General features: G+C 51.4%; 23 protein-coding genes. 22 read left to right on the top strand and 1 reads right to left on the bottom strand.

The features are described 5' to 3' along the window. Positions 1 to 21 precede the first annotated feature (21 nt). Positions 22 to 255 carry a helix-turn-helix domain-containing protein gene (locus tag DW642_RS02170; protein ID WP_022462523.1) on the bottom strand — a complete coding sequence of 78 codons (234 nt, stop codon included), beginning with the start codon at positions 253 to 255 and terminating at the stop codon, positions 22 to 24. Positions 256 to 492: 237 nt separating this feature from the next. Between DW642_RS02170 and DW642_RS02165 the strand changes: the two genes are divergently transcribed. The 22 genes from DW642_RS02165 (at position 493) to spoIVB (ending at position 25,098) form a co-directional block, all read left to right on the top strand. Continuing rightward, complete coding sequence (locus DW642_RS02165; RefSeq protein WP_117509116.1) at positions 493 to 1,266, top strand: DUF6062 family protein; 774 nt, start codon at positions 493 to 495, stop codon at positions 1,264 to 1,266. Positions 1,267 to 1,297: 31 nt separating this feature from the next. Then, the gene (locus DW642_RS02160) at positions 1,298 to 3,367 is read left to right on the top strand and encodes an LTA synthase family protein (RefSeq protein WP_117509115.1); all 2,070 of its coding nucleotides are present in this window, start codon (positions 1,298 to 1,300) and stop codon (positions 3,365 to 3,367) included. Between the two features lie 121 nt (positions 3,368 to 3,488). After that, positions 3,489 to 5,120 carry an ABC-F family ATP-binding cassette domain-containing protein gene (locus DW642_RS02155; RefSeq protein ID WP_022462526.1) on the top strand — a complete coding sequence of 544 codons (1,632 nt, stop codon included), beginning with the start codon at positions 3,489 to 3,491 and terminating at the stop codon, positions 5,118 to 5,120. Between the two features lie 2 nt (positions 5,121 to 5,122). Next, complete coding sequence (locus DW642_RS02150; RefSeq protein ID WP_117509114.1) at positions 5,123 to 7,486, top strand: DUF2298 domain-containing protein; 2,364 nt, start codon at positions 5,123 to 5,125, stop codon at positions 7,484 to 7,486. A gap of 98 nt (positions 7,487 to 7,584) precedes the next feature. Continuing rightward, complete coding sequence (locus DW642_RS02145) at positions 7,585 to 8,277, top strand: polysaccharide deacetylase family protein (RefSeq protein WP_117509113.1); 693 nt, start codon at positions 7,585 to 7,587, stop codon at positions 8,275 to 8,277. A gap of 113 nt (positions 8,278 to 8,390) precedes the next feature. Then, positions 8,391 to 9,713: a replication-associated recombination protein A gene (locus DW642_RS02140; protein ID WP_022462529.1), complete on the top strand. Its 1,323-nt coding sequence runs from the start codon at positions 8,391 to 8,393 to the stop codon at positions 9,711 to 9,713. A gap of 14 nt (positions 9,714 to 9,727) precedes the next feature. Further along, positions 9,728 to 10,675 (top strand): TIGR01212 family radical SAM protein, encoded by a 948-nt coding sequence (locus tag DW642_RS02135; RefSeq protein WP_117509112.1) that lies wholly within the window; start codon positions 9,728 to 9,730, stop codon positions 10,673 to 10,675. Further along, a complete protein-coding gene (locus DW642_RS02130) occupies positions 10,672 to 11,190 on the top strand; it encodes a DUF4364 family protein (protein WP_022462531.1) in 519 nt (172 codons plus the stop codon). Before DW642_RS02135 ends, DW642_RS02130 begins: the two co-directional genes overlap by 4 nt. Before the next feature lie 107 nt (positions 11,191 to 11,297). Continuing rightward, positions 11,298 to 12,890 (top strand): peptide chain release factor 3, encoded by a 1,593-nt coding sequence (locus tag DW642_RS02125; protein WP_022462532.1) that lies wholly within the window; start codon positions 11,298 to 11,300, stop codon positions 12,888 to 12,890. 38 nt (positions 12,891 to 12,928) lie between these two features. Continuing rightward, positions 12,929 to 13,612 carry an L-serine ammonia-lyase, iron-sulfur-dependent subunit beta gene (gene sdaAB, locus DW642_RS02120; RefSeq protein WP_055218253.1) on the top strand — a complete coding sequence of 228 codons (684 nt, stop codon included), beginning with the start codon at positions 12,929 to 12,931 and terminating at the stop codon, positions 13,610 to 13,612. Then, positions 13,602 to 14,474, top strand: coding sequence for an L-serine ammonia-lyase, iron-sulfur-dependent, subunit alpha (gene sdaAA, locus DW642_RS02115; protein ID WP_117509111.1), 873 nt, complete (start codon positions 13,602 to 13,604; stop codon positions 14,472 to 14,474). Before sdaAB ends, sdaAA begins: the two co-directional genes overlap by 11 nt. A gap of 70 nt (positions 14,475 to 14,544) precedes the next feature. Further along, positions 14,545 to 14,937, top strand: coding sequence for an Asp23/Gls24 family envelope stress response protein (locus tag DW642_RS02110; RefSeq protein WP_022463352.1), 393 nt, complete (start codon positions 14,545 to 14,547; stop codon positions 14,935 to 14,937). Between the two features lie 127 nt (positions 14,938 to 15,064). After that, a complete protein-coding gene (gene nusB / locus DW642_RS02105; protein WP_022463351.1) occupies positions 15,065 to 15,502 on the top strand; it encodes a transcription antitermination factor NusB in 438 nt (145 codons plus the stop codon). Further along, positions 15,492 to 16,718, top strand: a complete 1,227-nt coding sequence (gene xseA / locus DW642_RS02100) for an exodeoxyribonuclease VII large subunit (protein WP_117509110.1) — start codon at positions 15,492 to 15,494, stop codon at positions 16,716 to 16,718. The genes nusB and xseA overlap by 11 nt, the downstream gene beginning before the upstream one ends. A 22-nt stretch (positions 16,719 to 16,740) precedes the next feature. Then, positions 16,741 to 16,986 carry an exodeoxyribonuclease VII small subunit gene (gene xseB, locus DW642_RS02095; protein ID WP_226906307.1) on the top strand — a complete coding sequence of 82 codons (246 nt, stop codon included), beginning with the start codon at positions 16,741 to 16,743 and terminating at the stop codon, positions 16,984 to 16,986. Continuing rightward, entirely contained in the window at positions 16,964 to 17,878 is a 915-nt protein-coding gene (locus DW642_RS02090; protein WP_330410087.1) for a polyprenyl synthetase family protein, read from the top strand. The genes xseB and DW642_RS02090 overlap by 23 nt, the downstream gene beginning before the upstream one ends. A gap of 11 nt (positions 17,879 to 17,889) precedes the next feature. Beyond that, entirely contained in the window at positions 17,890 to 19,767 is a 1,878-nt protein-coding gene (gene dxs, locus DW642_RS02085) for a 1-deoxy-D-xylulose-5-phosphate synthase (RefSeq protein ID WP_117509108.1), read from the top strand. Continuing rightward, positions 19,764 to 20,573, top strand: a complete 810-nt coding sequence (locus tag DW642_RS02080) for a TlyA family RNA methyltransferase (RefSeq protein WP_022463346.1) — start codon at positions 19,764 to 19,766, stop codon at positions 20,571 to 20,573. Before dxs ends, DW642_RS02080 begins: the two co-directional genes overlap by 4 nt. A 19-nt stretch (positions 20,574 to 20,592) precedes the next feature. Next, positions 20,593 to 21,450 (top strand): NAD(+)/NADH kinase, encoded by an 858-nt coding sequence (locus tag DW642_RS02075; RefSeq protein ID WP_117509107.1) that lies wholly within the window; start codon positions 20,593 to 20,595, stop codon positions 21,448 to 21,450. 29 nt (positions 21,451 to 21,479) lie between these two features. Continuing rightward, positions 21,480 to 21,956, top strand: coding sequence for an arginine repressor (gene argR / locus DW642_RS02070; protein ID WP_022463344.1), 477 nt, complete (start codon positions 21,480 to 21,482; stop codon positions 21,954 to 21,956). A gap of 64 nt (positions 21,957 to 22,020) precedes the next feature. Beyond that, complete coding sequence (gene recN, locus DW642_RS02065) at positions 22,021 to 23,712, top strand: DNA repair protein RecN (protein ID WP_117509106.1); 1,692 nt, start codon at positions 22,021 to 22,023, stop codon at positions 23,710 to 23,712. Between the two features lie 165 nt (positions 23,713 to 23,877). Next, on the top strand, positions 23,878 to 25,098 hold the full coding sequence (spoIVB, locus tag DW642_RS02060) for a SpoIVB peptidase (protein WP_158554956.1): 1,221 nt from the start codon (positions 23,878 to 23,880) through the stop codon (positions 25,096 to 25,098). Positions 25,099 to 25,255 lie beyond the last annotated feature (157 nt).

Raw genomic sequence — 25,255 nt, 5'->3', positions numbered from 1 at the left:
AAAACGGAAAGCTTTCCGGGCTTACCGTTTGAAATCAAATAATGTTTTCAGCGGAATTTCGAGTGCTTCCGCAATATCCATCAGCTTGTTTAGAGACAGAGAGGTATGACTGTTTGGCGCTTCGATGTTGCTCATATGTGTACGGCTGATCTGGACAGCTTCGGCAAGCTCACTTTGCGTTAATCCGCGTGCTCTGCGATAAAAAGCGATGGTAAGACCGAGGAGGCGCATCTCCTCCGTATGACGTTCTCCCATTGCTGCGGCTCCTTTCTGAACAGAGTGATACAAAGACTTATATAATATTTATCTTAAACGATTAAATACCAAAAAGAAACAACTTTAAATTTTTATAATGCACATGTAAATTGTGCAAAATATAGAAATTATCCATCAGAATAATAGAAAAACAGGAAAAAGAGTTCTTTTGACAAATGAGAGGTTTTTGTGTATGCTGTAGAAAGCACCAACAAATAAAATCGGAGGTTTTTGCATATGAAAGAGTCGATCCATACCATTCCGCTGATGGATGCATTTAAGGCGGAAGATGAGTGCCCGTTCTGCTATCTGGAGCGGGAAGCAGAGCAGCATGCGATTTCGTTTGCGCTTGGTTCCGGCGCATCCTACATGGAGGATGATGTGCGTGCGGAAACAGACGCGATGGGATTCTGCCGCCACCACTATAAAATGATGTACGATTACGGAAACCGTCTCGGAAGCGGTCTGATTTTATCCACCCATCTGAAAAAACTGAACCAGGAGCTTGCCGCACAGATGGATCTGTTTGCACCGGGAAAATCCTCGGTGTTCAAGCGGATGCAGAAGACATCCCTCGACAAACAGGGCCGTGAGACTGCGATCGGCCAGTGGATTGATGAGAAGACGCATTCGTGCTACGTCTGCGATCACTTCAAGGCAAACTATAACCGCTATCTTGATACGTTCTTTGATCTCTACAAAAAAGACGAGGAGTTTGCAAGACTGTTCCGCGAGGGAAAAGGCTTCTGTCTGCCGCATTTTGCGGATCTGGTAGAAACGGCGGAGAAAAAGCTGAATGATAAACAGAAAGCGGAATTTTACCCGACTCTGTTCAAAATCATGAAAGAAAATTACCAGCGGCTGCAGGAAGAGGTAACATGGTTTACTGACAAATTCGATTACCGCAACAAGGATAAGGACTGGGGAAATTCAAAAGATTCCATCCAGCGCTGTATGCAAAAATTAGGCGGCGGCTATCCGGCGGACGAGCCGTTTACGGAAGGATTATAATTCTTGTTTATAAAAGGAGCATAAAGTTTCGATGCAGAAGTTTTATCAGAGATTAAAAGAGAATCAAAAGGAGCGCGCCCGGTGCGCGTTTCTTGTTTTGTATTTCGGCGTGCTGGCGGTGCTGCTGTTTCTGGCGCGCCCGCTGCTGGATACGACGGCGGCAGACCGGGAGTGGAGTATTCACTTTCTGTTCCCGTGCCTGCTGGCGTGTATCATACTGACGACAGTTGTCAGTTTCTGCCGGTTTGCTGCAAAGCCGGACCAGAAACCAAAACCGCGCTATGTGGGATGGAAACAGCCGATTCTGATGCTGGCAAACGCAGCCTATCTGTTTGCCACACTGGAATTTGTCACAAACAGCCAGTTCCGGGAGATGAAATGGTATTATGCGTTGTTGAATATCGGTGTCATTTTCGTACTTTCCATTCTCATTTCCCTCTTTCTGAACTCCATCCGCCGCGCGATGATTTTCATGAACATCTTTTATTTCTGCATGAGTCTGGTATTCTACTATGTTTATCTGTTCCGCGGAGAAGCGTTCCAGCTCATTGACCTGTACAGCATTGCGACGGCGGCGGACGTAGTCGGCGGTTACAAATTCGAGATCACAGGTGAAATCGTGACTTCGTTTATCACGATGATGCTCGTTGTGCGCCTCTGGCTGCAGAGCCAGGAATACCGTTTTGCACGGAAAACGAGAAATAAAATTCTGCTCCGCGTGGCTGCTGCTGCGCTGACGCTCGGAACATACCTGGCGTACATGAATCTGAACTGGAACGCCGAGTTCGGTGTCATCAGTGACCTCTGGAATCCGGCGAAGACATACCGCCAGTACGGAACGACAGTCGGTTTTACCGCGGTCGCCAAATACATGCGCCTGACACCGCCGGACGGCTATTCGAAAGACGAAGTGACAGCGATTGCCGATACGAGCGAGAAAGAGACGAAAACAGAAGATCTTCGAAAAGATAATGCGGATAGCGTGACACCCGTCAACATCATCGCGATCATGAACGAGTCGTGGTTTGACTACCGTTCCGTCGGCGATCCGCAGACGAGCGAGAGCTACATGCCGTTCCTCGATTCGCTGACCGAAAATATCATCAAAGGGCACACGCTGACGTGTACCAAGGGCGGCGGAACAGCAAAAACGGAGTATGAGTTCCTGACCGGAAACTCCTGCAAGCGGTTCCCGGGCATGGTGCCGTACGTCAGCTACTTTACGCACAGCCAGTATTCCCTTGTCACGACGTTAAAAGACCAGGGTTATCAGGCAATTGCGATGCATCCGAACAAGGCGACAAACTGGAAGCGGAGCACGGCATACCGTTTCCTTGATTTTGATGATTTCATCTCGATTGATCAGTTCTCCGATACGGCCAAGCGGTACCGCGGCATGATCAGCGATCAGGCGAACTATGAGAAGATCGTGGAAACCTACGAGAACAAGGAGCCGGGCAGCCCGTTCTTCCTCTTTGATGTGACGATGCAGAACCACAGCGGCTACACGAACCGTTATTTCCAGGCGGATATCAACTGCAACGGCTACGACAGTGATGAGGCCGATCAGTATTTCTCCCTGTTAAAGCTTTCCGATGAGGCAATTTCCTATCTGATCCGGTATTTCCAGCAGGTAGACGAGCCAACGATGATCATTATGTTCGGCGATCATTCCCCGAAGCTGCCGGATGCGTTTGAAACATGGATTGCCGGAGACGCCTATCAGAATCTTTCGGTCGAGGATCAGGAGAAGTTCTATGGAACCCCGTTCTTCATCTGGACCAACTACAGCATGAAATCCGAGAGCAATGTCTGGATCAGCACAAACTATCTCTCAAGCTATGCGTTAAGTCTTACCGGCCTGGAACTAACGCCGTACAACGAGTATCTGCTTGACCTGCGCGAGAAGATGCCGGCGCTCAATCACCTCGGCTTTTTAGCAAGTGACGGAACCTGGTACCGCTGGAACGACAGCGATGCGCCGGAGGAGGATCTCGAGTACGAACGGCAGTATGAATGCCTGCAGTACAATGAACTGATCGACAAAAAAGACCGGGATGACAGCTTTTTTACAATTTCCGGTGAAAAAGACGAAGAATAAGGGCTTTCCCTACTTGCCAGAAAACGGAAACCTATGGTAGACTATACTCCGTATGACCGGGAAACCCCGGCGGTAACTTCACGTTTACAATTAAGAATAAGAAAATGAGGTTTTAAAAAGTATGATTGCAGCAAATAATGTGACACTTCGTGTCGGAAAAAAAGCGTTGTTTGAAGATGTCAATATCAAATTCACCGAGGGAAACTGCTACGGCATGATCGGTGCAAACGGAGCAGGAAAATCGACGTTCCTGAAGATTCTGTCCGGCCAGCTTGAGCCGACCAACGGAGACGTAACCATCACACCGGGTCAGCGTCTTTCCTTCCTCGAGCAGGACCACTTCAAATACGACAGCTATCCGGTGCTCGACACCGTTATCATGGGAAATGCCCGTCTCTATGAGATTATGAAAGAGAAAGAGGCACTGTACGCAAAAGAAGACTTTACCGACGAAGACGGTATCAAAGCGAGCGAACTCGAGGGCGAATTTGCAGAGATGAACGGCTGGGAAGCTGAGACGGACGCAGAACAGCTTTTAAACGGTCTTGGCATTGAGCCGGAACTGCATTACGCACAGATGGCGGATCTGACCGGCAGCCAGAAGGTCAAAGTTCTTCTTGCAAGAGCCCTGTTCGGAAACCCGGACATCCTTCTTCTCGACGAGCCGACCAACCACCTGGACCTCGATGCGATCGAGTGGCTTGAGGAGTTCCTGATCAACTTCGAGAATACCGTTATCGTCGTATCCCACGACCGTTACTTCCTGAATAAAGTCTGCACCCAGATCGCAGATATAGATTACGGAAAAATCCAGCTCTATGCCGGAAACTACGACTTCTGGTTTGAGTCCAGCCAGCTGCTGGTAAAACAGATGAAAGAGGCGAACAAGAAGAAAGAGGAGAAGATCAAAGAGTTACAGGACTTCATCTCTAGATTCAGCGCCAATGCATCGAAGAGTAAACAGGCTACTTCCCGTAAGAAAGCCCTGGAGAAAATCCAGCTCGACGATATCAAACCGTCCAGCCGGAAATATCCTTACATCGATTTCCGTCCGAACCGTGAGATCGGAAACGACGTTCTGCAGGTAGAGGGACTGACCAAAACCGTAGACGGCGTGAAAATCCTGGATAACTTAAGCTTCACCCTCGGAAGAGAAGATAAAGTTGCTTTCGTCGGAAGCAACGAGCAGGCGATCACCATGCTGTTCAAGATTCTGACCGGAGAAGAAGAGCCGGATTCCGGTTACTACAAATGGGGCGTAACCACTACACAGGCTTACTTCCCGAAGGACAACACCGCAGAATTCGACTGCGACCTGACGATCGCAGACTGGCTGACCCAGTATTCCGAGATCAAGGACGTAACGTATGTCCGCGGATTCCTCGGAAGAATGCTTTTTGCCGGTGAGGACGGCGTGAAACGTGTCAGAGTCCTTTCCGGAGGAGAGAAAGTGCGCTGCCTGCTCTCCAAGATGATGATTTCCGGTGCAAACGTTCTCGTTCTTGACGAGCCGACCAACCATCTGGATATGGAGTCCATCACTGCACTGAACAACGGTCTGATCAAATTCCCGGGCGTGCTGCTGTTCACCTGCCACGACCATCAGTTTGTACAGACTACAGCAAACCGTATCATGGAGATCCTTCCGAACGGCGCGCTGATCGATAAGATGACCACCTACGACGAGTATCTTGCAAGCGATGAGATGGCAAGAAAACGTCATGTCTATACAATGACAGAGGAAGATAATTAAAGATGAGCAAAAAGACGACAGTTTCCGGCATTCTGCTGGTGTTGCTTGTGCTGGCCACAACGCCGCTTCTTGGAACGGACAACGTTTCGTTCCTGAAGTGGTGGCTTATGACCCTGGTGCTCGGTATTGGATTTTATCCGGCTGCCGCAGCGCTGTTTCCGCGGTTTCATGACCGGGGATGGATGTTTTCTAAAGTGCTTGGCATCGTTGTTTCCGGTTTTGCTGTATTTGCTCTTGGAAGCTTCGGACTGGTTCCGTTTACCGCACCGGTCTGCCTGATCACAGTCGGTGTACTGATCCTGGCTTCTTGGATTTTCGGATGTTTTAAGGTACGCGTCCATGCGCCGGAAATCGACTTCCTGATGATGGAAGAAGTGTTGTTTTTCGCCTTTTTCCTTCTCTGGACCTATCTTGCGGGCTTTCACCCGGAGGCACACGGAACCGAAAAATTCATGGATTATGGTTTTATGAAGGCCATGATGCGCAGCACCGCCGTTCCGGCAGAGGATCTCTGGTACAGCGGAAGCGGTATTAACTACTATTACGGCGGCCAGTTCTATGCCGTATTTCTGACGAAGATTACCTTCACGGATGTAAAGCAGACGTACCATCTGATGCGTACGATGGTGGCATCGTTCGCGTTTGTTCTGCCGTTTTCGATCACCTACCATCTGGCAGAGTCGCGTGCGTGCCACCGCATCCGGAAAGAGGGCGGCAATAAAAGCCAGATTGCACCGGTGCTTGGCGGTCTTCTTTCGGGAGGCGCCGTTTCCCTTGCCGGAAATATGCACTATGTGATTTACGGCTGCATCCGCCAGTGGCTGGGACTGAACGAATCGGCTTACTGGTTCCCGAGTTCGACCCGCTATATCGGGTATGACCCGCTTGTGGAAAATGACCGCACGATTCATGAGTTTCCATCGTATTCCTTTGTGCTCGGCGACCTGCATGCCCATGTGGTGAATGTCATGTTCGTCCTGCTGGTGCTGGGCCTTTTATATTCCTACGTGAAAAATACCTGCCGTGATCCGGAAAAAGAGTGGAAATGGTCGTTAAAAGACGTTCTGCTTCAGCCGCAGATCATCGCGGCGGGCTTTCTGATCGGTGTGTTCCACTGGTCCAACTACTGGGATTTTGTTATCTATTTCGTCGTGATTGCAGGCTTCTCTCTGTACGGTGCGCTGTACCGGTATCATGCGCGGGCGAAAGAGACGATCGGAACGGTTCTCCTGCAGGCTGCAGAAGTTTTTGCAATTGGAACGATTGTCGCCCTTCCGTTTACAATGAAGTTTGAGACGATGGTTTCCGGTGTCGGCATTGCCAGGCACCATTCGATGCTGTATCAGCTGACGATTCTCTGGGGCCTTCCGACGGTGCTCGTTGTGCTGTTTATCGCAGCCGTTCTGCTAGCATGGCGGAAAAACTGTCATCTTCCGGGCATGGAGCGGCAGGGACAGATTGTACTTGCCGATGGAAAGACGCAGGAAGAGGTGGAAGAGCAGGCCGTTGCCCTGATTCTGGGAGAGAAAAAACCGGAGCCGGGCGAAAAAGAAACGGCGGAAAAGCCAAAAAAAGTTTCTGCCTTCTGTAATTTCTGGAGAGAGATTGCGGTGAGCGATATGGTGATCGGTATTTTAGGCCTCTGTGCCATCGGCCTTATCATCATTCCGGAGCTCGTCTATGTGCGCGATATCTACGAAGAATCGTATGCGCGCTCCAACACGATGTTCAAGCTGACGTATCAGGCATTTATCCTGTTTGGGATCTGCATGAGCTACATCATCACGCGGTTCCTGCTCTGGAAAAAAGAGCGGATTCTGCAGGTGTTCGGCGGAATCGGGCTGGTACTGCTTTTATGGACCTTCGGCTATTTTGGAACGAGCGTGTACTCCTGGTTCGGAAATATTTTCGATCTGTCCGAGTACCGCGGACTCGATGCGACAGCGTATCTGGAAAATGTCTTTTCCGAGGACGCAGGTGCCATCCGCTGGCTGGATGAAACAATAGAAGGACAGCCGGTTGTGCTTGAGGCGAACGGCGACAGCTACAGCGATTACGAGCGCGTTTCCGCAATGACCGGTCTTCCGACCGTGCTTGGATGGTATGTCCATGAATGGCTCTGGAGAGGGGATCCCGCAGACTTAAATGTCCGCGCCGAGGATGTGAAACAGATGTACACCTCGACCGATACGAATGAAGTGCTGCGCCTGCTGGAGCAGTATCATGTGACCTACATTTTTGTGGGAAGCAAAGAAAAGGAGAAATATGGCGATGCGCTGAATGAATCGCTGCTGCAGTCCATCGGAGATATCGTTTACCAGGATACTGCGTCCGGTACGTATATTCTTCAGGTACAGGATACATAAAGAACAAAAACAGGAGAAAAGAACCGCCGGGTGCGGCATCTTTTCTCCTGTTTTTCATATAATACAGAGAATGCAGAAGAAAGTGCGAAGGGCAGACCATGCGGAGATTCCGAAAAGTGCGGCACGTTCCTCTGCCGCTTCTGGCTGTGATAATGGCGGCTATTCTGTTTGCAGAGCTGGCACGGTGTGAAAGAGAAGGCGCGAAAGAGACAGCGGCGGAAGTAGAAAAAAGTGTGCCCCGCCGTGCGGCGCTGACATTTGATGACGGGCCGAATGCGTGCTATACGCCGGAGGTGCTTGAAATTTTAAAAGAAAATGAAATTCCGGCAACGTTTTTTCTGCAGGGGCAGTGTCTTGCCGGAAACGAAGAAATCGTCCGCCGGATGCATGCGGAAGGCCATCTGATCGGAAATCATACGTTTCATCATGTTCAGCTTACGAAAGTATCAGAAGAGGAAGCGAGGGAGGAGGTCGTGAAAACAAGCAATGCAATCTACGAGATCACAGGGGAATATCCCGTCTATATCCGTCCGCCGTTCGGGGAATGGAGAGAGGGGCTGGACCTTGCAGTGACGATGATCCCGGTACTCTGGGATGTGGATTCCCGCGACTGGGAGAGCCAGAACACCGCGTCGATCTGCAGCGCGGTGCTTCCGAATGTGAAGGATGGCAGCATTATTCTCATGCATGACGGCTACCGCGCGACGGTGGAAGCGCTGCGGCGGATCGTAAAAGAATTAAAAGAAGAGGGATACACGTTTGTGACGGTGCGTGAGCTGATTGAAGAATAGCTTCCGCGGATTCCATCGAACATAGTTGCGGAGAATCCGAGATTAAGGGGTTGAGGATACCCGCCAAAATGTGATAAGATAAATGGCAGGAAGAAAAATGGGGTGAAAAATACATGGATTTGTTTGATTATATGAAAGAAACCACAATGGAAAAAGAGTCCCCCCTCGCATCGCGCATGCGCCCGACAACGCTGGACGAGGTGGTTGGACAGGAGCACATCATCGGCCCTGGAAAGCTGTTGTACCGTGCGATCAAGGCGGATAAACTCGGCTCCGTCATTTTCTACGGCCCTCCGGGAACGGGAAAAACGACGCTTGCCCGCGTCATCGCCAACACGACAAGCGCAGAGTTTACCCAGCTGAATGCCACGACAGCCGGCAAAAAGGATATGGAAGAAGTCGTAAAAGAAGCGCAGCAGCGGATCGGCATGTACGGCAAAAAGACGATTCTTTTTGTCGACGAGATCCACCGCTTCAACAAGGGGCAACAGGATTATCTGCTTCCGTTTGTGGAGGACGGCACACTCGTTCTGATTGGCGCGACGACGGAAAACCCGTATTTCGAGGTCAACGGGGCGCTGATTTCGCGTTCCATTATCTTTGAATTAAAGCCGCTCGAAAAAGAGGACATCGAAAAACTGCTGGAGCGCGCGGTGACGGACCCGGTAAAGGGGCTCGGGACGTACAACGTTGTGCTCGATGCGGATGCAAAAGAGTTCCTTGCCGACATCGCAGGCGGTGACGCGAGAGCGGCCTTAAATGCAATCGAGCTGGGCGTCCTCTCAACGGAACGTCAGGCGGACGGAAAAATCCATATCGATCTCGAAACGGCATCGGAGTGCATCCAGAAGCGCGTCGTGCGGTACGACAAGACGGGCGATCAGCATTACGATACGATCTCTGCATTTATCAAGAGCATGCGTGGTTCTGACCCGGATGCGGCGGTCTTTTATCTGGCCAAAATGCTGTATGCCGGGGAGGATATCAAGTTTATCGCCCGCCGCATCATGATCTGCGCGGCGGAGGATGTCGGCCTTGCCGATCCGAATGCCTTAAATGTAGCAGTTTCCGCGTCCCTTGCCGTGGAACGCGTCGGCATGCCGGAGGCGCAGATTATTCTGGCGGAGGCAGCCACGTATGTTGCCTGTGCACCAAAGAGTAATTCTTCGTGCGAGGCAGTCTTTGCGGCGATGAAGACGGTCGGAAGTGTGCGGACGTCGGTTCCGCCGCATCTGCAGGACGCCCATTACAAAGGTTCTGCCAAACTCGGCCACGGTCAAGGCTATCAGTATGCACATGATTACCCGAATCACTACGTCGAGCAGCAGTATCTGCCGGACGAGATCTTAGGAAGCCGTTTCCTTCATCTTGGAACGAACGGCTATGAGCAGAAGATCCGGGAAAACTTCAAAAAAATTGGAAAAGACATCGAATAAAAGGGGAAGAAATCATGACAGACTGGCTTGGAAAGCCGTATTATTCGCTGGACGCCTATCTGAAAAAGACGTTCGGGGAAAAAGTGTACAAGCTCTCGCTCGACGGCGGGATGACGTGTCCGAACCGGGACGGCACCTGCGGTGACCGGGGCTGCATTTTCTGCAGTGCGGGCGGCTCCGGTGATTTTGCCGGGGACAGAAACAAATCCATCCCGGAACAGATCCGGGAGCAGAAATCCCTCCTGCAGCAAAAGCGGCCGGTGCATAAGTTCATCGCCTATTTCCAGGCGTATACGAACACGTACGCGCCGGTGGAATATCTGGAAAAAATTTTCCGGGAGGCAATTTCGGACGAGGAGGTCGTGGTCCTTTCGATCGGAACGAGACCGGACTGCTTAGGGGAAGAGGTTCTTTCTCTGTTAGAAGAGCTGAACCGGATCAAACCGGTCTGGGTGGAGCTGGGACTGCAGACGATGCATGAAAAAACGGCACAGTATATCCGAAGGGGCTATCCGCTTTCCTGTTTTGAACAGGCAGTAAACGAGCTGCACAGGCGGGGGATTCCCGTGATTGTCCACACGATCCTCGGTCTGCCGGGGGAGGGACAGGAAGAAGTCTTTGCAACAATGGATTACCTGAATGGACTTTCCATTTCCGGCATCAAGCTTCAGCTGCTTCATGTGCTGAAAAACACGGATCTTGCGGCGGACTACGCGGCCGGAAAATTTGAGGTGCTGGAGCAGGATGCGTATCTTGCCCTTGTCATCGACTGCCTGCGGCGCCTCCGTCCCGATCTTGTGATCCACCGTGTGACGGGAGACGGCCCCGGGGATCTTCTGATTGCACCAACATGGAGCCAGGCAAAACGCGCCGTCTTAAATGAGCTGCATCACCGCATGAAAGAAGAACATGCGTATCAGGGACAGCTTCTGGACGAAGAAAAAGGAGGAAACACACCGTGATTGAATCATCCTTTACGTTATACAAACTGATTATTCTCTACATGCTGCAGAATGTGAATTTTCCGCTGTCAAATACACAGATTTCGGATTTTATCCTGGAAAAAGAGTACACGAACTACTTTCATCTCCAGGAGGCGTTAAGCGAGCTGCAGGATACAAAGCTGATCGAGATCGAGAAGGTGCGCAACACCTCGTACTACCACATGACTGAGGAGGGCAGCAAGACGCTTTCCTTCTTCGAAAACGAGATCTCTCCGGAAATCCGGGAGGAAATCGACCGCTATATGAAGGAACACTCCTATGAACTGCGGAAAAAAGCGTCCGTTGTGGCCGATTACTACAAGACCGCGGGAGATGACTACGAGGTCCGCTGTCAGGCAAGAGAGCGGAAGACGACTATTTTTGAGATTGTCGTGACGGTTCCGTCCGAGGAGGCGGCCAAAAAGATCTGCAGCAACTGGGAAAACCGGAGTCAGAAGATTTATGCTTCGATTATGAATGAACTGTCAAGATAACGATTGACAGGAATGGTGGCATATAATAGAATAAATTAGTATGTCTAAAAAGCATAAACATGGAAAACATAGTAAATAAGATTTTATATTCCAAAGGAGATAAAACTGTGCCTGATTATACAAAAGAAATTGAAAGACGGCGTACCTTTGCCATCATTTCCCACCCGGATGCCGGTAAAACCACACTGACTGAGAAATTCCTGCTGTACGGAGGAGCGATCAATCTCGCCGGTTCCGTAAAAGGAAAAGCGACTGCGCGCCATGCCGTATCCGACTGGATGGAGATCGAGAAAGAGCGTGGTATTTCCGTTACCTCTTCCGTTCTGCAGTTCAATTACGACGGCTACTGCATCAACATTCTGGATACCCCGGGACACCAGGACTTCTCGGAGGATACGTACCGTACCCTGATGGCAGCCGATTCCGCCGTCATGGTTATCGATGCATCGAAGGGTGTCGAGGCACAGACCAGAAAGCTGTTTAAAGTCTGTGTCATGCGCCACATCCCGATCTTTACCTTCATCAACAAGATGGACCGCGATGCGAACGATACCTTCGAGCTGCTCGACGAGATCGAAAAAGAGCTCGGCATTGCAACCTGCCCGATCAACTGGCCGATCGGTTCCGGAAAGAAATTCCGCGGTGTTTACGACCGTGACAAAAAGAAAGTCCTTACCTTCTCCGATACAATGAAGGGAACAAAGGAAGGTATCGAGGAAGAAATCGATATCGACGATCCGCATCTTCTCGATGTGGTCGATGAGGACCAGAAAGAACAGCTCATGGATGAGATCGAGCTGCTCGACGGCGCAAGTGCAGAGTTTGACCAGGAGCTTGTCAGCAAGGGAGAGCTCTCCCCGGTATTCTTCGGATCTGCGCTCACCAACTTTGGTGTGGAGACTTTTCTGCAGCACTTCCTCACGATGACGATGCCGCCGCTTCCGCGTACGGCAGACTGCGGCGTGATCGATCCGGTCAAAGAGGATTTCTCTGCGTTTGTCTTTAAAATCCAGGCAAACATGAACAAAGCACACCGTGACCGTATCGCATTCATGCGCATCTGCTCCGGCAAATTCGACGCCGGAATGGAAGTCTTCCATGTGCAGGGAGGAAAGAAAATGCGTCTTTCCCAGCCGCAGCAGATGATGGCGAGTGACCGTCATATTGTTGATGAAGCATACGCCGGCGATATCATCGGTGTATTTGACCCGGGTATCTTCTCCATCGGAGATACGATCTGTATGCCGGGCAAAAAATTCGCATACGAGGGAATTCCGACCTTCGCGCCGGAGCATTTTGCAAGAGTGCGCCAGCTCGATACGATGAAGAGAAAACAGTTCGTCAAGGGAATTTCCCAGATTGCACAGGAAGGTGCGATCCAGATTTTCCAGGAGTACAAAGGCGGCATGGAGGAGATCATCGTCGGCGTTGTCGGCGTCCTGCAGTTTGACGTTTTAAAATACCGTCTGGAGAACGAGTACAACGTGGATATCCGTCTGGAGAACCTGCCGTATGAGCACATCCGCTGGATCGCAAACAAAGAGGAGATCAACCTGGACCGTATTCAGGGTACATCCGATATGAAGAAGGTCATGGACCTCAAGGGAAATCCGCTGCTTCTCTTCGTCAATCCGTGGAGTGTCGGCATGGTACAGGATCGAAACAAAGACCTTGTGCTGACCGAATTCAGCAAAAACTAAGAACAAAAGCGCGGGATGCCGCTTAAAAAGGAGAAGGAATGAACTTATTCGATATTCTGGGCCCTGTGATGGTCGGTCCGTCGAGTTCGCACACAGCGGGGGCGGTGCGGATTGGATGGATGACGCAGAAACTTCTCGGGGAACAGCCGGTGGAAGCAAAAATACTGATGTACGGTTCCTTTGCCGCAACGGGAAAGGGCCATGGAACAGACCGCGGTCTCGTCGCGGGTCTTCTCGGCATGCGGCCGGATGACGAGCGGATTCCGGACAGCTTTGAAATTGCCCGGAAGATGGGTCTTTCCTATTCATTCGGCATCGCCAATCTGACGAGTGCCCATCCGAACAGCGTCGTTCTGGAAGTAAAGGGAAAGAGCGGCCGGACGCTCGAGGTGCAGGCGTGCTCCCTTGGCGGCGGCCGTATCATGATCAACCGCCTCGACGGGCTGGATGTCAACTGCAGCTGCGAGATTCCGACCCTGATCGTCCACAATCTGGACCAGCCGGGCCACGTAGCCGAGGTTACGTCGATGCTGGCACATAAGTCAGTCAACATTGCGAATATGTCCCTCTACCGCGACAAGAGAGGCGGATCGGCCGTCATGGTCGTGGAGATGGATCAGCCGCTTCCCAAAGAGTCGCTGGAATGGCTGGAGCATCTTGAGGGCATTGTAAAGGTAACATACATCAACGTAACGGAAGGAGAAGAGGACGATGTCTTATAATTCACTGGAAGAAATTGTCCGGGAGTGCCAGGAAAAAGACCTGCCGTTTGATGAAGTCATCCTTCTGGACGATATGAATGAGAGAAATGTAAGCCGCGAAGAGTCCATTGAGACGATGCGCGGCATGTGGGAAGCCATGAAAGGCGCTGAACGGAATTATGACGGTTCGCTGCAGTCGAGAAGCGGTCTTGTGGGCGGCGCCGGAAAGACGATGCGCGCGTATGTCGAGAGCGGGAACACGCTCTGCGGACCGTTTGTCGGAAAAGTTATGGCATCTGCACTTGCGATGGGTGAGTCAAACGCCTGCATGAAGCGGATCGTTGCAGCACCGACCGCAGGAGCGTGCGGTGTGCTTCCGGCTGTGCTCGTGAATTACCAGAAAGAGAAGGGGACAGCGGATGAGCAGATCGTGCGTGCGCTCTACACGGCAGCCGGTATCGGCCAGGTCGTTGCGGCGCGGGCCTACATTGCGGGCGCTTCCGGCGGCTGCCAGGCCGAAATCGGAACAGCAAGCGCGATGGCGGCAGGCGCACTGACCGCACTTGGCGGCGGCACTCCGTCCCAGATCACGCATGCGGCAGCGATGGCATTAAAGAACCTGCTCGGTCTCGTGTGTGACCCGGTCGGCGGTCTTGTCGAGGTCCCGTGCGTCAAGCGGAATGTGATCGGTTCCGTGAATGCACTTTCTGCGGCGGACATGGCACTTGCGGGAATCATAAGCCGCATTCCGCCGGATCAGGTGATCGATGCGATGCGGGAAGTCGGCGACCAGATGCATCCGAGTCTGCGCGAAACCGGCCAGGGCGGCCTTGCCAACACGCTGGCAGCACGCGAGTGGTGCGCGGCACAGGAAGAAGAATAAAAAAAACTTTTATTTTCGGAAAACTTTTGGTATAATAAAGGAAAGTCAGCCAAGGAGGAGGTTCTTTAAGATGGCAGAGGCAAAAATTCAGAAAAGAAACACTTATACGATATATGATGACGAAGGAATCGGAACCGTGCAGATTGCAGACGAGGTGGTAGCTATTATCGCAGGACTTGCGGCAACGGAAGTGGACGGGGTAGCCTCCATGGCCGGAAATATTACCAACGAATTAGTCAGCAAGCTTGGCATGAAAAATCTTTCCAAGGGTGTCAAAGTTGATGTACTCGACGGCGTTGTCTGCGTGGATCTTGCCCTCAATCTCAAATATGGATACGAGATTCCGGCAACCTGCAAAAACGTACAGGAAAAAGTAAAAACAGCGATCGAGAATATGACAGGCCTGGAAGTTTCCGATGTCAATGTAGCCATTGCAGGCGTGAATATGGAACAGACGAAATAAAAAACAACGAACCGCGAGGGAATAAGGCGACCCCTTACAACCCCGCGGTTCTTGTTAACTATTCAGAGCCAGATGAAATGGAAGAAAAATAGTTAATTAACTATACAGGAAGGAATTAAAACAGACAATGAACAGAAGCAAACTTCGCGAAAATATTTTTAAACTTCTCTATACCGCAGAGTTCCAGGAGAAAGAGGAGATGCCGCAGCAGATGTCTCTTTACTTTACGTACTCTGACGACAACGACGAGGATGAAGAAGTAACCGTAAGCGAAAAAGATCAGACCTATATGGAAGAGAAATACCATCATGTGACCGAGCACATCCCGGAAATCGACGAGATGCTGAACCGTACTTCCGAGGGCTGGAAAACGACCCGTATGGGAAAAGTAGACCTGGCGATCCTGCGTCTTGCCGTTTACGAGATGAAATTCGACGAGGACGTTCCGGTCGGTGTAGCCATCAACGAGGCCGTTGAGTTGGCAAAACGCTTCGGCAGAGACCAGTCTCCGTCCTTTATCAACGGTATTCTTGGAAAACTGGCAAGAGAAGAAGATGAGAAATAAAAATCAGAATGTTTACACCGTAGGCCAGGTCAATTCATACATCAAAAACATCTTTGACCAGGACTATATGCTCCGCCGGATTTACGTCAGCGGAGAAGTAAGCAACTGTAAATACCATCCGTCCGGCCATATCTATTTTTCCTTAAAAGATGCGGAAGGAACCATTTCCTGTGTCATGTTCGCCGGTTCGCGGCGCGGCCTTGCCTTCCCGATGCGGGACGGCGATAACGTGATTGTCGGCGGCAGCATCAGCGTCTATGAGCGGGACGGAAAGTATCAGATCTATGCAAAAGAGATCACAAAAGAGGGCGCCGGCCTTTTATACGAAAAGTATCTGGCCCTAAAAGCAGAACTGGAAGAGATGGGCATGTTTGCCCCGGAGTACAAGCAGCCGATTCCTGCGTATGTAAAGAAAATCGGCGTTGTCACAGCACCGACGGGAGCTGCTGTGCAGGATATCAAAAACATTGCACTCCGCCGGAATCCCTTTGTCCAGATCATCCTCTATCCGGCCCTGGTGCAGGGAGAGGGAGCGGCGGACAGCATCGTGGAGGGCATACGCCGTCTGGACGTACTGAATCTGGATGTGCTGATCGTGGGCCGCGGAGGCGGTTCGATCGAGGATCTTTGGGCGTTCAATGAGGAAAAAGTAGCGCGTGCCGTTTTTTCCTGCCATACGCCGGTGATCTCCGCCGTCGGCCATGAGACCGACACAACGATCATCGATTTCGTGGCAGATCTGCGCGCCCCGACCCCGTCCGCAGCGGCGGAGCTGGCGGTCGCTGATGTCCGCGCGGTACTCAACACACTGGAAAATTATAAAAGCCGCATGAACCATGCGATGGCAAACCAGACGCAGAGAGCGAGAAGCCGCCTTCTGCAGTACGAGACAAAGTGGAAGTATCTCGGACCGGAAAATAAGATCCGTGACCAGAGAGCACGCCACGCCGAGCTGGAGCGTCGGTATACAGATGCGATGGAAGAAAAGCTCAAAGAAGCGCGCCACCGCCTTGCCCTTTACATTCAGGCGATGAAGGGTCTGTCCCCGCTGGACAAGCTGAACCAGGGCTATTCCTACGTGGAAAAAGAAGGAAAAGCCATCACTTCGGTGCAGGATGTCAAAGAAGGTGATCTGCTTGAAATCTGTGTATCAGACGGAAAGATCACAGCGCGCGCAGAGAAGACATCGGCCGTATCCTGGATGGAACAATCGTGAAAAAGCAGAGAATCGAGAAAACATGGGAAATATGGAAGCAGAAGAGAGAAAAGAAGAAGGAACCCCTTCCGGTGAGACACTGGAAGCAGCATTTGGAAAACTGGATCAGATGCTCGAAACGCTGGAGAGCAGCGATGTCAGCCTGGAAGACTCCTTTCGTTTATACAAGGAGGGAATGGAGCTTTTGAATGAATGCAGTCAGAAAATTGACCGCGTCGAGAAAAAAATGCTCCAGATGAATGAGGATGGAACATTCAGAGAATTTTAAAGCGGTACTCGAAGAAAAAACGCGGGAAACGGAAAGTATCATTGCCGCTTACCTGCCGAAAGAGGAAGGCTTTGCAAAGGAACTGGCAAAAGCCATGAATTACAGTATGACAGCGGGCGGAAAGAGGCTTCGTCCGCTGCTTTTGCAGGAGAGTTTCCGTCTGTTCGGCGGAACCGGGGAGGCAGTAAAACCATTTATGGCAGCCATGGAGATGATTCACACCCATTCCCTGATCCACGATGATCTCCCTGCGATCGACAACGACGATTACCGCCGCGGCAGAAAAACGACCCATGTCGTCTTCGGGGAGGCCGTCGGCGTGCTGGCAGGAGATGCCCTTTTAAACTATGCATACGAGACAGCCTGGAAAGCCTTTCCACTGGAGGAGCACACCGACCGCGTAGTGCGTGCTTTTGGCATTCTCTGTCAGAAAACCGGAATTTCCGGCATGTTGGGCGGTCAGAGTGTTGACGTGATGAATGAAAAAGCCGGCCATTTCGCCATCGACCGTGAGATGCTGGACTACATTTACGAGAACAAGACTTCGGCGCTTTTAGAGGCTGCCATGATGGCAGGTGCGGCACTTGCAGGAGCAAACGACGATGATCTTGACGCGCTCTGCCGGATTGCCTCCAAAGTCGGAATCGCGTTCCAGATCCGGGACGACATCCTGGATGTCACATCCACGATGGAGGAGCTTGGAAAGCCGGTTTTCAGCGATGAAAAGAATGAAAAAACAACGTATGTGACGATGTTTGGCACAGACGGGGCGGAGCAGGAGGTAAAACGGCTCACGAAAGAGGCCGTGGACGAACTGAAAAATCTGTCCTGTCCGGGAGATAAAATATTTCTGGAAGAGCTGTTTGAATCTCTGACTTCCAGAAAAAAGTAAGGGATGATTTCATGTTAGAAAAAATACAGAAACCAAACGATATTAAGAAGATTCCGGCGGACCAGCTTCCGGCGCTTGCAGAGGAAATCCGGGAATTTATTATCGAGTCTTTGAGTAAAACCGGCGGCCATCTGGCGTCCAATCTTGGTGTCGTGGAACTGACGATTGCGATGCACCGCGTCTTCGATCTTCCAAAAGACAAGCTGATCTGGGATGTGGGACACCAGTCCTACACGCACAAGATTCTGACCGGGCGGAAAGACGGGTTTGAAACGCTGCGCCGGGAAGGCGGCATCAGCGGATTCCCGAAGCGGAGCGAGAGTGACTGCGATGTATTCGACACCGGCCACAGCTCGACCTCGATTTCCGCAGGCGTCGGCTATGTGCGTGCACGGGAACTGAAAAAAGAAAATTATTCCGTTGTTTCGATCATCGGAGATGGTGCGCTGACCGGCGGCATGGCGTACGAGGCGCTGAACAATGCGGCCAGCCTGAAATCGAATTTTATTATCGTTTTAAATGACAACGAAATGTCGATCACCGAGAATGTCGGCGGTATGTCATCGTACCTGTCCGGCCTTCGGACGGCATCGGCGTACACGGATTTCAAGATGGATGTCACAAAGGCATTGAACCGCATTCCGGGCATCGGACCTGGCATGGTGGATGCGATGCGGAAGACGAAAAGCAGCATCAAACAGATCATCATTCCGGGCATGCTGTTTGAGGATATGGGACTTACGTATTTAGGTCCTGTGGACGGCCACAACATTCCGCAGCTGATCAAGATCTTCCAGGAAGCAAAACGGTTTGAAGGACCGATTCTGGTGCATGTCCTGACACAGAAGGGCCGCGGCTATGAGCCGGCGATGCGCCACCCGGCAAGATTCCACGGTGCGGGTCCGTTCGATGTGAAAACAGGATTGCCGGTTGGAAAATCCAATCCGACGTACACGGATGTCTTTTCCACGGTCATGCGGAAAATGGGAGATCGAAGAAAGGATGTTGCGGCAGTCACGGCGGCGATGATGACCGGTGTCGGACTGAAACGCTTCTCCAACATGTTCCCGGACCGCTGTTTCGATGTGGGAATCGCAGAAGAGCACGCGGTGACATTTGCAGCGGCACTGTCACTCGGCGGCATTACGCCTGTCGTTGCGATTTATTCTTCATTCCTGCAGCGGGCGTACGATCAGATCATGCATGACGTCTGTATGCAGAATCTCCATGTCGTCTTTGCGATTGACCGCGCCGGTCTTGTGGGCTACGACGGGGAGACACACCACGGCATTTTCGACCTTTCCTATCTGGGTTCGATGCCGAATATGACAATTCTTGCACCGAAGAACCTCTGGGAGCTTTCGGATATGATCAAATTTGCGGTCAATTACGACGGCCCGATCGCGGTGCGCTACCCGAGAGGGGAAGCGTATACGGGATTAAAAGAGTTCCGTGCGCCCATCTGCCTCGGAAAATCAGAAGTGATCCATGAGGGAAGCCGTGTTGCACTTCTTGCCGTCGGCAGTATGGTAAAAATGGCAGAAGAAGTGCAGAAACAGTTAAAAGAGCGGATGGATATGGATGCGGCGCTTGTGAATGCGCGGTTCGTCAAACCAATCGATGAAGAACTTCTTCGAAGCTTTGCCGATACGTATGAGCTTGTCGTAACACTCGAGGAAAATGTAAAAGACGGCGGCTTTGGAGAGCGCGTCCTTGCTTTTGCCGAGGAAGAAGACCTTCCGTTCGGCGTGGAGATCATTGCACTGCCGGACCGCTTTATTCCGCACGGAAGTGTATCATACCAGATGAAACAGGTCGGCTTTACGCCGGAAGATATCTGCGGCAGAATTGAGGAATACTACAGAAAACAGGGGCAGGAAGAAAGATGAAAAAACGATTAGATGTATTACTGGTAGAACGGGGCCTTGCCACATCGCGGGAAAAAGCGAAAGCCATGATTATGGCAGGAGAAGTTCTGGTGGACAATGAGCGGGAGGACAAAGCCGGTTCCATGTTCCCGGAAGAAGTGGAGATTGTCTTAAAAGGAAAACCACTGCCGTATGTGAGCCGCGGCGGCTTAAAATTAGAGAAAGCAATGAAAAACTTTAACCTTACCCTGGATGGAAAGGTCTGCATGGATGTCGGAGCATCCACCGGCGGCTTTACTGACTGTATGCTGCAGAACGGCGCCGTCAAGGTATATTCCGTGGATGTCGGCCACGGCCAGCTCGACTGGAAGCTGCGGAACGATCCGCGCGTTGTCTGTATGGAGCGCACGAACATCCGTTACGTCGTGACGGAGGATATCGAGGAGAGACCGTCCTTCGTATCGATCGACGTATCGTTTATCTCCCTGACCAAGGTGCTGCTTCCGGTCCGGAATCTGATGGAAGAGAACGGCGAAATTGCAGCTCTGATCAAGCCGCAGTTTGAGGCAGGACGCGAAAAAGTCGGCAAAAAAGGTGTTGTCCGTGATCCGGCTGTACACAAAGAAGTCATTGAGATGGTCATTTCCTATGCGAAAAGCATTTCCTTCGGCGTGCGCCATCTGGAATTTTCTCCGATCAAAGGACCGGAGGGAAATATCGAGTATCTCGTTCACCTTGTCCGGCTGCCGGACGGCGTGACAGAGGAAGAGACCAATGTCGATGTAGACGCCGTTGTAAAGAGCGCACACGATACACTGGATAAATAAAAGGGTTAAGGAGCATGATATGGAGCGATTTTACCTGATCACAAACAGAGCAAAAGACCCGGACCTTACCGTGACAGACCAGATCAGGCAATATCTGGAGGAGCGCGGAAAAACGTGTCTTCTCTGCGATAACAGCGAAAAAGGGGAAAAATACCATTATACGGATCCGGCGAAGGTTCCGTCAGATATCGACGGCATTCTGGTGCTCGGTGGTGACGGCACGCTTCTGCAGGCAGCAGGCGACGTGGTGGATTTACAGATTCCACTGCTCGGCATCAATCTGGGAACGCTCGGCTATCTTGCGGAAATCGACCGTGACACGCTTTATCTGGCGCTGGATCATTTGATGGCGGATGAGTATACGATTGAGCACCGCATGATGCTCTGCGGATCGATTTACCGGGACGGAAAGCTGATTGCGGAGGACGCGGCACTCAACGACATTACGATCACCCGTGAGGGAAACCTGCGTGTCGTCCGGTTCGACAATTACGTCAACGGGGAGTTTTTAAATTCCTACAGCGCCGATGGCATCATCGTCGCAACGCCGACTGGTTCGACCGGCTACAGCCTCTCCGCGGGCGGCCCGATCATCTCACCGTCAGCCAGCCTGATGCTGATGACACCGCTTGCCCCGCACACCCTGAATACGAGAAGCATTGTCTTTCCGGCAGAGGATGTGATCGAGGTGGAGCTCGGGCCTTCGAGAGACGGCGGCATTGAACAGGGCATGGCATATTTTGACGGCGACACCCGCGTTCCGATGAAAACCGGCGACCGGATCGTGATCAAAAAGGCCAGACGGGATACTCTGATTGTGAAGATCAGCAACATCAGTTTTCTGGAGACATTAAGAAAGAAAATGGCAAACATTTAAGATATAGTTACTGGGGAAGGATGCTTGAAATGAAAATCGCGAGACATGCACAGATTATCAAATTAATTAACCAATATGACATTGAAACACAGGAGGAGCTGGCAAAGAAGCTGGAGGAGAGCGGCTTTGCCGTAACGCAGGCGACGATTTCGAGGGATATCCGCCAGCTGAAGCTCACAAAAGTACCAAAAGAGAACGGCGGAAGCCGCTATGCGGTTCTGCAGAACGCACCGTCCGAGGTTGGGAGCCGCTATGCGCGCGTGTTAAAAGACGCGTATATTTCCGTTGATCTTGCCAAGAATATTCTGGTCATCAAAACCGTGTCTGGAATGGCGATGGCGGCGGCAGCGGCTTTCGATGAGATGAACTGGAATGAAATTGTCGGCTGCATCGGCGGAGACGATACGATTCTCTGCGTGGCAAGAGACGATGATGCGGCGCTTGTGGCAGCAGAACGACTGAAAAAAATGGTGGACGGCATGGAGGAGACGGGCGAAGAGTTCTAAAGAACGCACGTCTCTGCAAAAAGAGACAAAAAGATGACAGCAGGTGTGACACCGGAGGAAAAGAATGCTCACAAACTTACACGTAAAAAATCTGGCCCTGATCGACGAAGCGGAAGTGGAGTTCGGTCCGGGCCTGAATATACTGACCGGAGAAACCGGAGCCGGAAAATCCATCCTGATCGGTTCGATCAACGCGGCGCTTGGAAAGAAGATATCCCGCGAGATGATCCGGACGGGAGAGACAAGCGCGCTGGTGGAACTGGTCTTTGAAACCGAAAATCCGCATGTGCTGGAGCTGTTAAAAGAGATGGATCTCGAGGCGGAGGAGGGTCAGGTGATTATTTCCAGAAAGATCACCGGATCCCGCAGCGTCTGCCGCATCAATGGCGAGGCATGCAATATCTCGCAGGTAAAAGCTCTTGCGTCCCTGCTGCTCGACATCCACGGCCAGCATGAGCACCAGTCGCTGCTCTATCCGGACCGGCAGATCGCGATTCTTGACGCGTTTGCGGGAACCGAGGCGGCCACGGCAAAAGGAGAGGTCCGGGCGCTGTACCAGGAGTGGAAGAATGTCCGAAAGGAGCTCTCGGCGTACGAACTCGACGAGGAGGCAAGAAAGCGGGAGGCAGCATTTCTTACGTTTGAAATCAACGAGATTGATCAGGCAGAGCTAAAAGAGGGCGAGGACGAAGCGTTGGAAACTGCGTACCGGAAAATGGGCCATGCGAAAAAGATCGCGGAATCTCTGCAGACGGTATATGCGATCACCGGCTACGGTGCAGAGAACAGCGCCGGGGAGCAGGTCGGCCGCGCAATCCGGGAGCTGCAGCAGGCCGCGGTGTACGACGATGCACTTTCCGGTCCGTCGCAGACCCTTTCCGATATTGACGGACTGCTGAATGATTTCAACCGCGAAATTTCCGCATATCTTTCCGAACTGACCTTTTCCGAAGAAGAGTATTACGAGACGGAAAAGCGGCTCGACGAGATCAACCGCCTGAAAGCAAAGTATGGAAAGACGATGGAAGAGATCGCCGCATACCGCGAAGAACAGCAGAAAAAACTGGAAAAACTGGAAAATTTTGAGAGCTGCCGCGCCGCACTGCAGGAGCAGTTACAGAAAACGGAGCAGAAACTGGATGCGGCCGCACATAATCTGTCCAAAATCCGCAGAAACTATGCAAAACGGCTCGAAACACAGATTATCGAAGGTCTGCGCGACCTGAATTTCCTGCATGTCGCATTTGAAATTTCATTTGAAAAGACAAAAAGCTACACCGAAAACGGAACCGATGCTGTGGAGTTCTTAATCTCCACAAACCCGGGCGAAGCGATCCGTCCGCTGGCGAAAGTTGTTTCCGGCGGTGAACTGTCGCGAATCATGCTTGCAATCAAGACGATTCTTGCCGACCGCGACGAGACAGAAACCCTGATTTTCGATGAAATCGACACCGGAATCAGCGGAAGGACGGCGCAGAAAGTTTCCGAAAAAATGGCACAGATCGGGCAGCGCCATCAGGTCATCTGCATCACCCATCTGCCGCAGATCGCAGCGATGGCAGATTCTCATTTTGAAATCGAAAAAAACGTCGAAGAAAACGAGACCGTCACATCGATCCATCCATTATCCGAGGAAGATTCTGTCAGAGAACTGGCAAGAATGCTTGGCGGCGCGAAAATTACGGATTCTGTTCTGGCAAATGCCAGCGAGATGAAGGAATTGGCACAGGTACAAAAATCTGCAAGACTCAAATAAAGAGAAGTCCGCATACTAAGAGGGAAATCACGAAACAAAGCGTGGTTTCCCTCTTTTTCGCGGGCGGCGAGTCAAAGTCCGTGCCTGCACGAGAACTTGACGACCGCCGCGAAAACAAAAGAAATGCCGCAGTTCTGCCCTGCGGCGGAAAGGATGGGAATGCAAATGACGAGAAAACAAAAATACCGAAGAGTCCTGCTTGCGCTGGCGGCGCTGTTTCTGATCCTCGCTGTTCTTCTTGGCTACGATGCCATGCGCGAATCCCTGCCGGATACGATGTATGTGGATGAGAACAGCGAAAGCCCGTTTCAGCCGCTCACGAAACATCCGCTTCTGACAATTTCGGAAGATACGAAGGAAGCAGAAAAAAACGAATTCGGAGAAACGGGTGAAACGGTTGTAGAATGTTCCGCCGCCGGGATCCCGCTGAAAAAGATCCGTGTGATCCAGGAAGAACGGCCGAAAGTTGCCGTCTGCGGCGCGCCGGTCGGTATCTATATGGAGACCGACGGTGTGATGGTGATCCGTACAGCCGAAATCCGTTCGTCCGACGGAACCGTCAGCCGTCCGTCAGAAAATATTCTGCGGGAAGGCGACTATATCACAAAAGTAAACGGACAGAGCATCCGCAGCAAGCAGGAGCTGATTGATGCAGTAAAAGTATCAAACGGTTCCCCGGTGTGTCTTTCCCTGCTTCGGGACGGGGAAACGATCGAAGTGCAGGTGACACCGCAGAAAAGCCAGGACGGCACCTGCCGCCTCGGGGCCTGGGTCCGCGACAATATGCAGGGAATCGGAACACTGACTTTCGTGGAACCGGACGGAACCTTTGCAGCGCTCGGCCATGGAATCAGTGATGTCGATACCGGAAAAATGCTCCAATTGAACGGCGGAGAACTGTATCTGACACAGATTCTGTCTGTGATCCCGGGAAAAGCGGGTGTACCGGGTGAACTGCAGGGTGTGATCCATTACGAAGAAAAGAACCGTATCGGATCAGTGGCGGAGAATACCATCTACGGTATCCACGGCGTTCTGGACAGGGAAAAAAGCAGTGCACTGCCGCTTACCGTGACGGAAATTGCCTATCGGCAGGAGATCGAGACGGGCCCGGCCACCGTACGGATGTGCGTGGACAATACGGTAGAAGAGTATGAGGCGGAGATTACAGAAATCGATCTTGGAAGCGAGAATACGAACAAAAATTTTGTGCTCGAAATTACCGATCAACGGCTGCTACAGAAAACCGGCGGCATCGTACAGGGAAATTCCGGCTCGCCGGTGCTCCAGAACGGAAGGCTGATCGGCGCCATTACCCATGTTTTCGTAAACCATCCAGAAAAAGGCTACGGTGTCTTTGCGGAAAACATGCTTGCACGGAACTGAAAAAATATGCGTTAATTTGGTTGGAATTGTTACAAACTTCCGAATTTTTACGGAAAATGTCGATCGAATTTTCAAAAAATTACGGGAAATATATTGAAAATGCGAAAAAATAAAATTATAATGTCTGTGTGATTGGAAAAAGTTCAGAAGAAAACGG

Origin of the sequence: Blautia sp. AM23-13AC (assembly GCF_003435675.1) — a bacterium.
In the GTDB taxonomy this organism is placed as follows: domain Bacteria; phylum Bacillota; class Clostridia; order Lachnospirales; family Lachnospiraceae; genus Fusicatenibacter; species Fusicatenibacter saccharivorans.
This window is presented reverse-complemented; position numbering and strand designations above follow the sequence as displayed.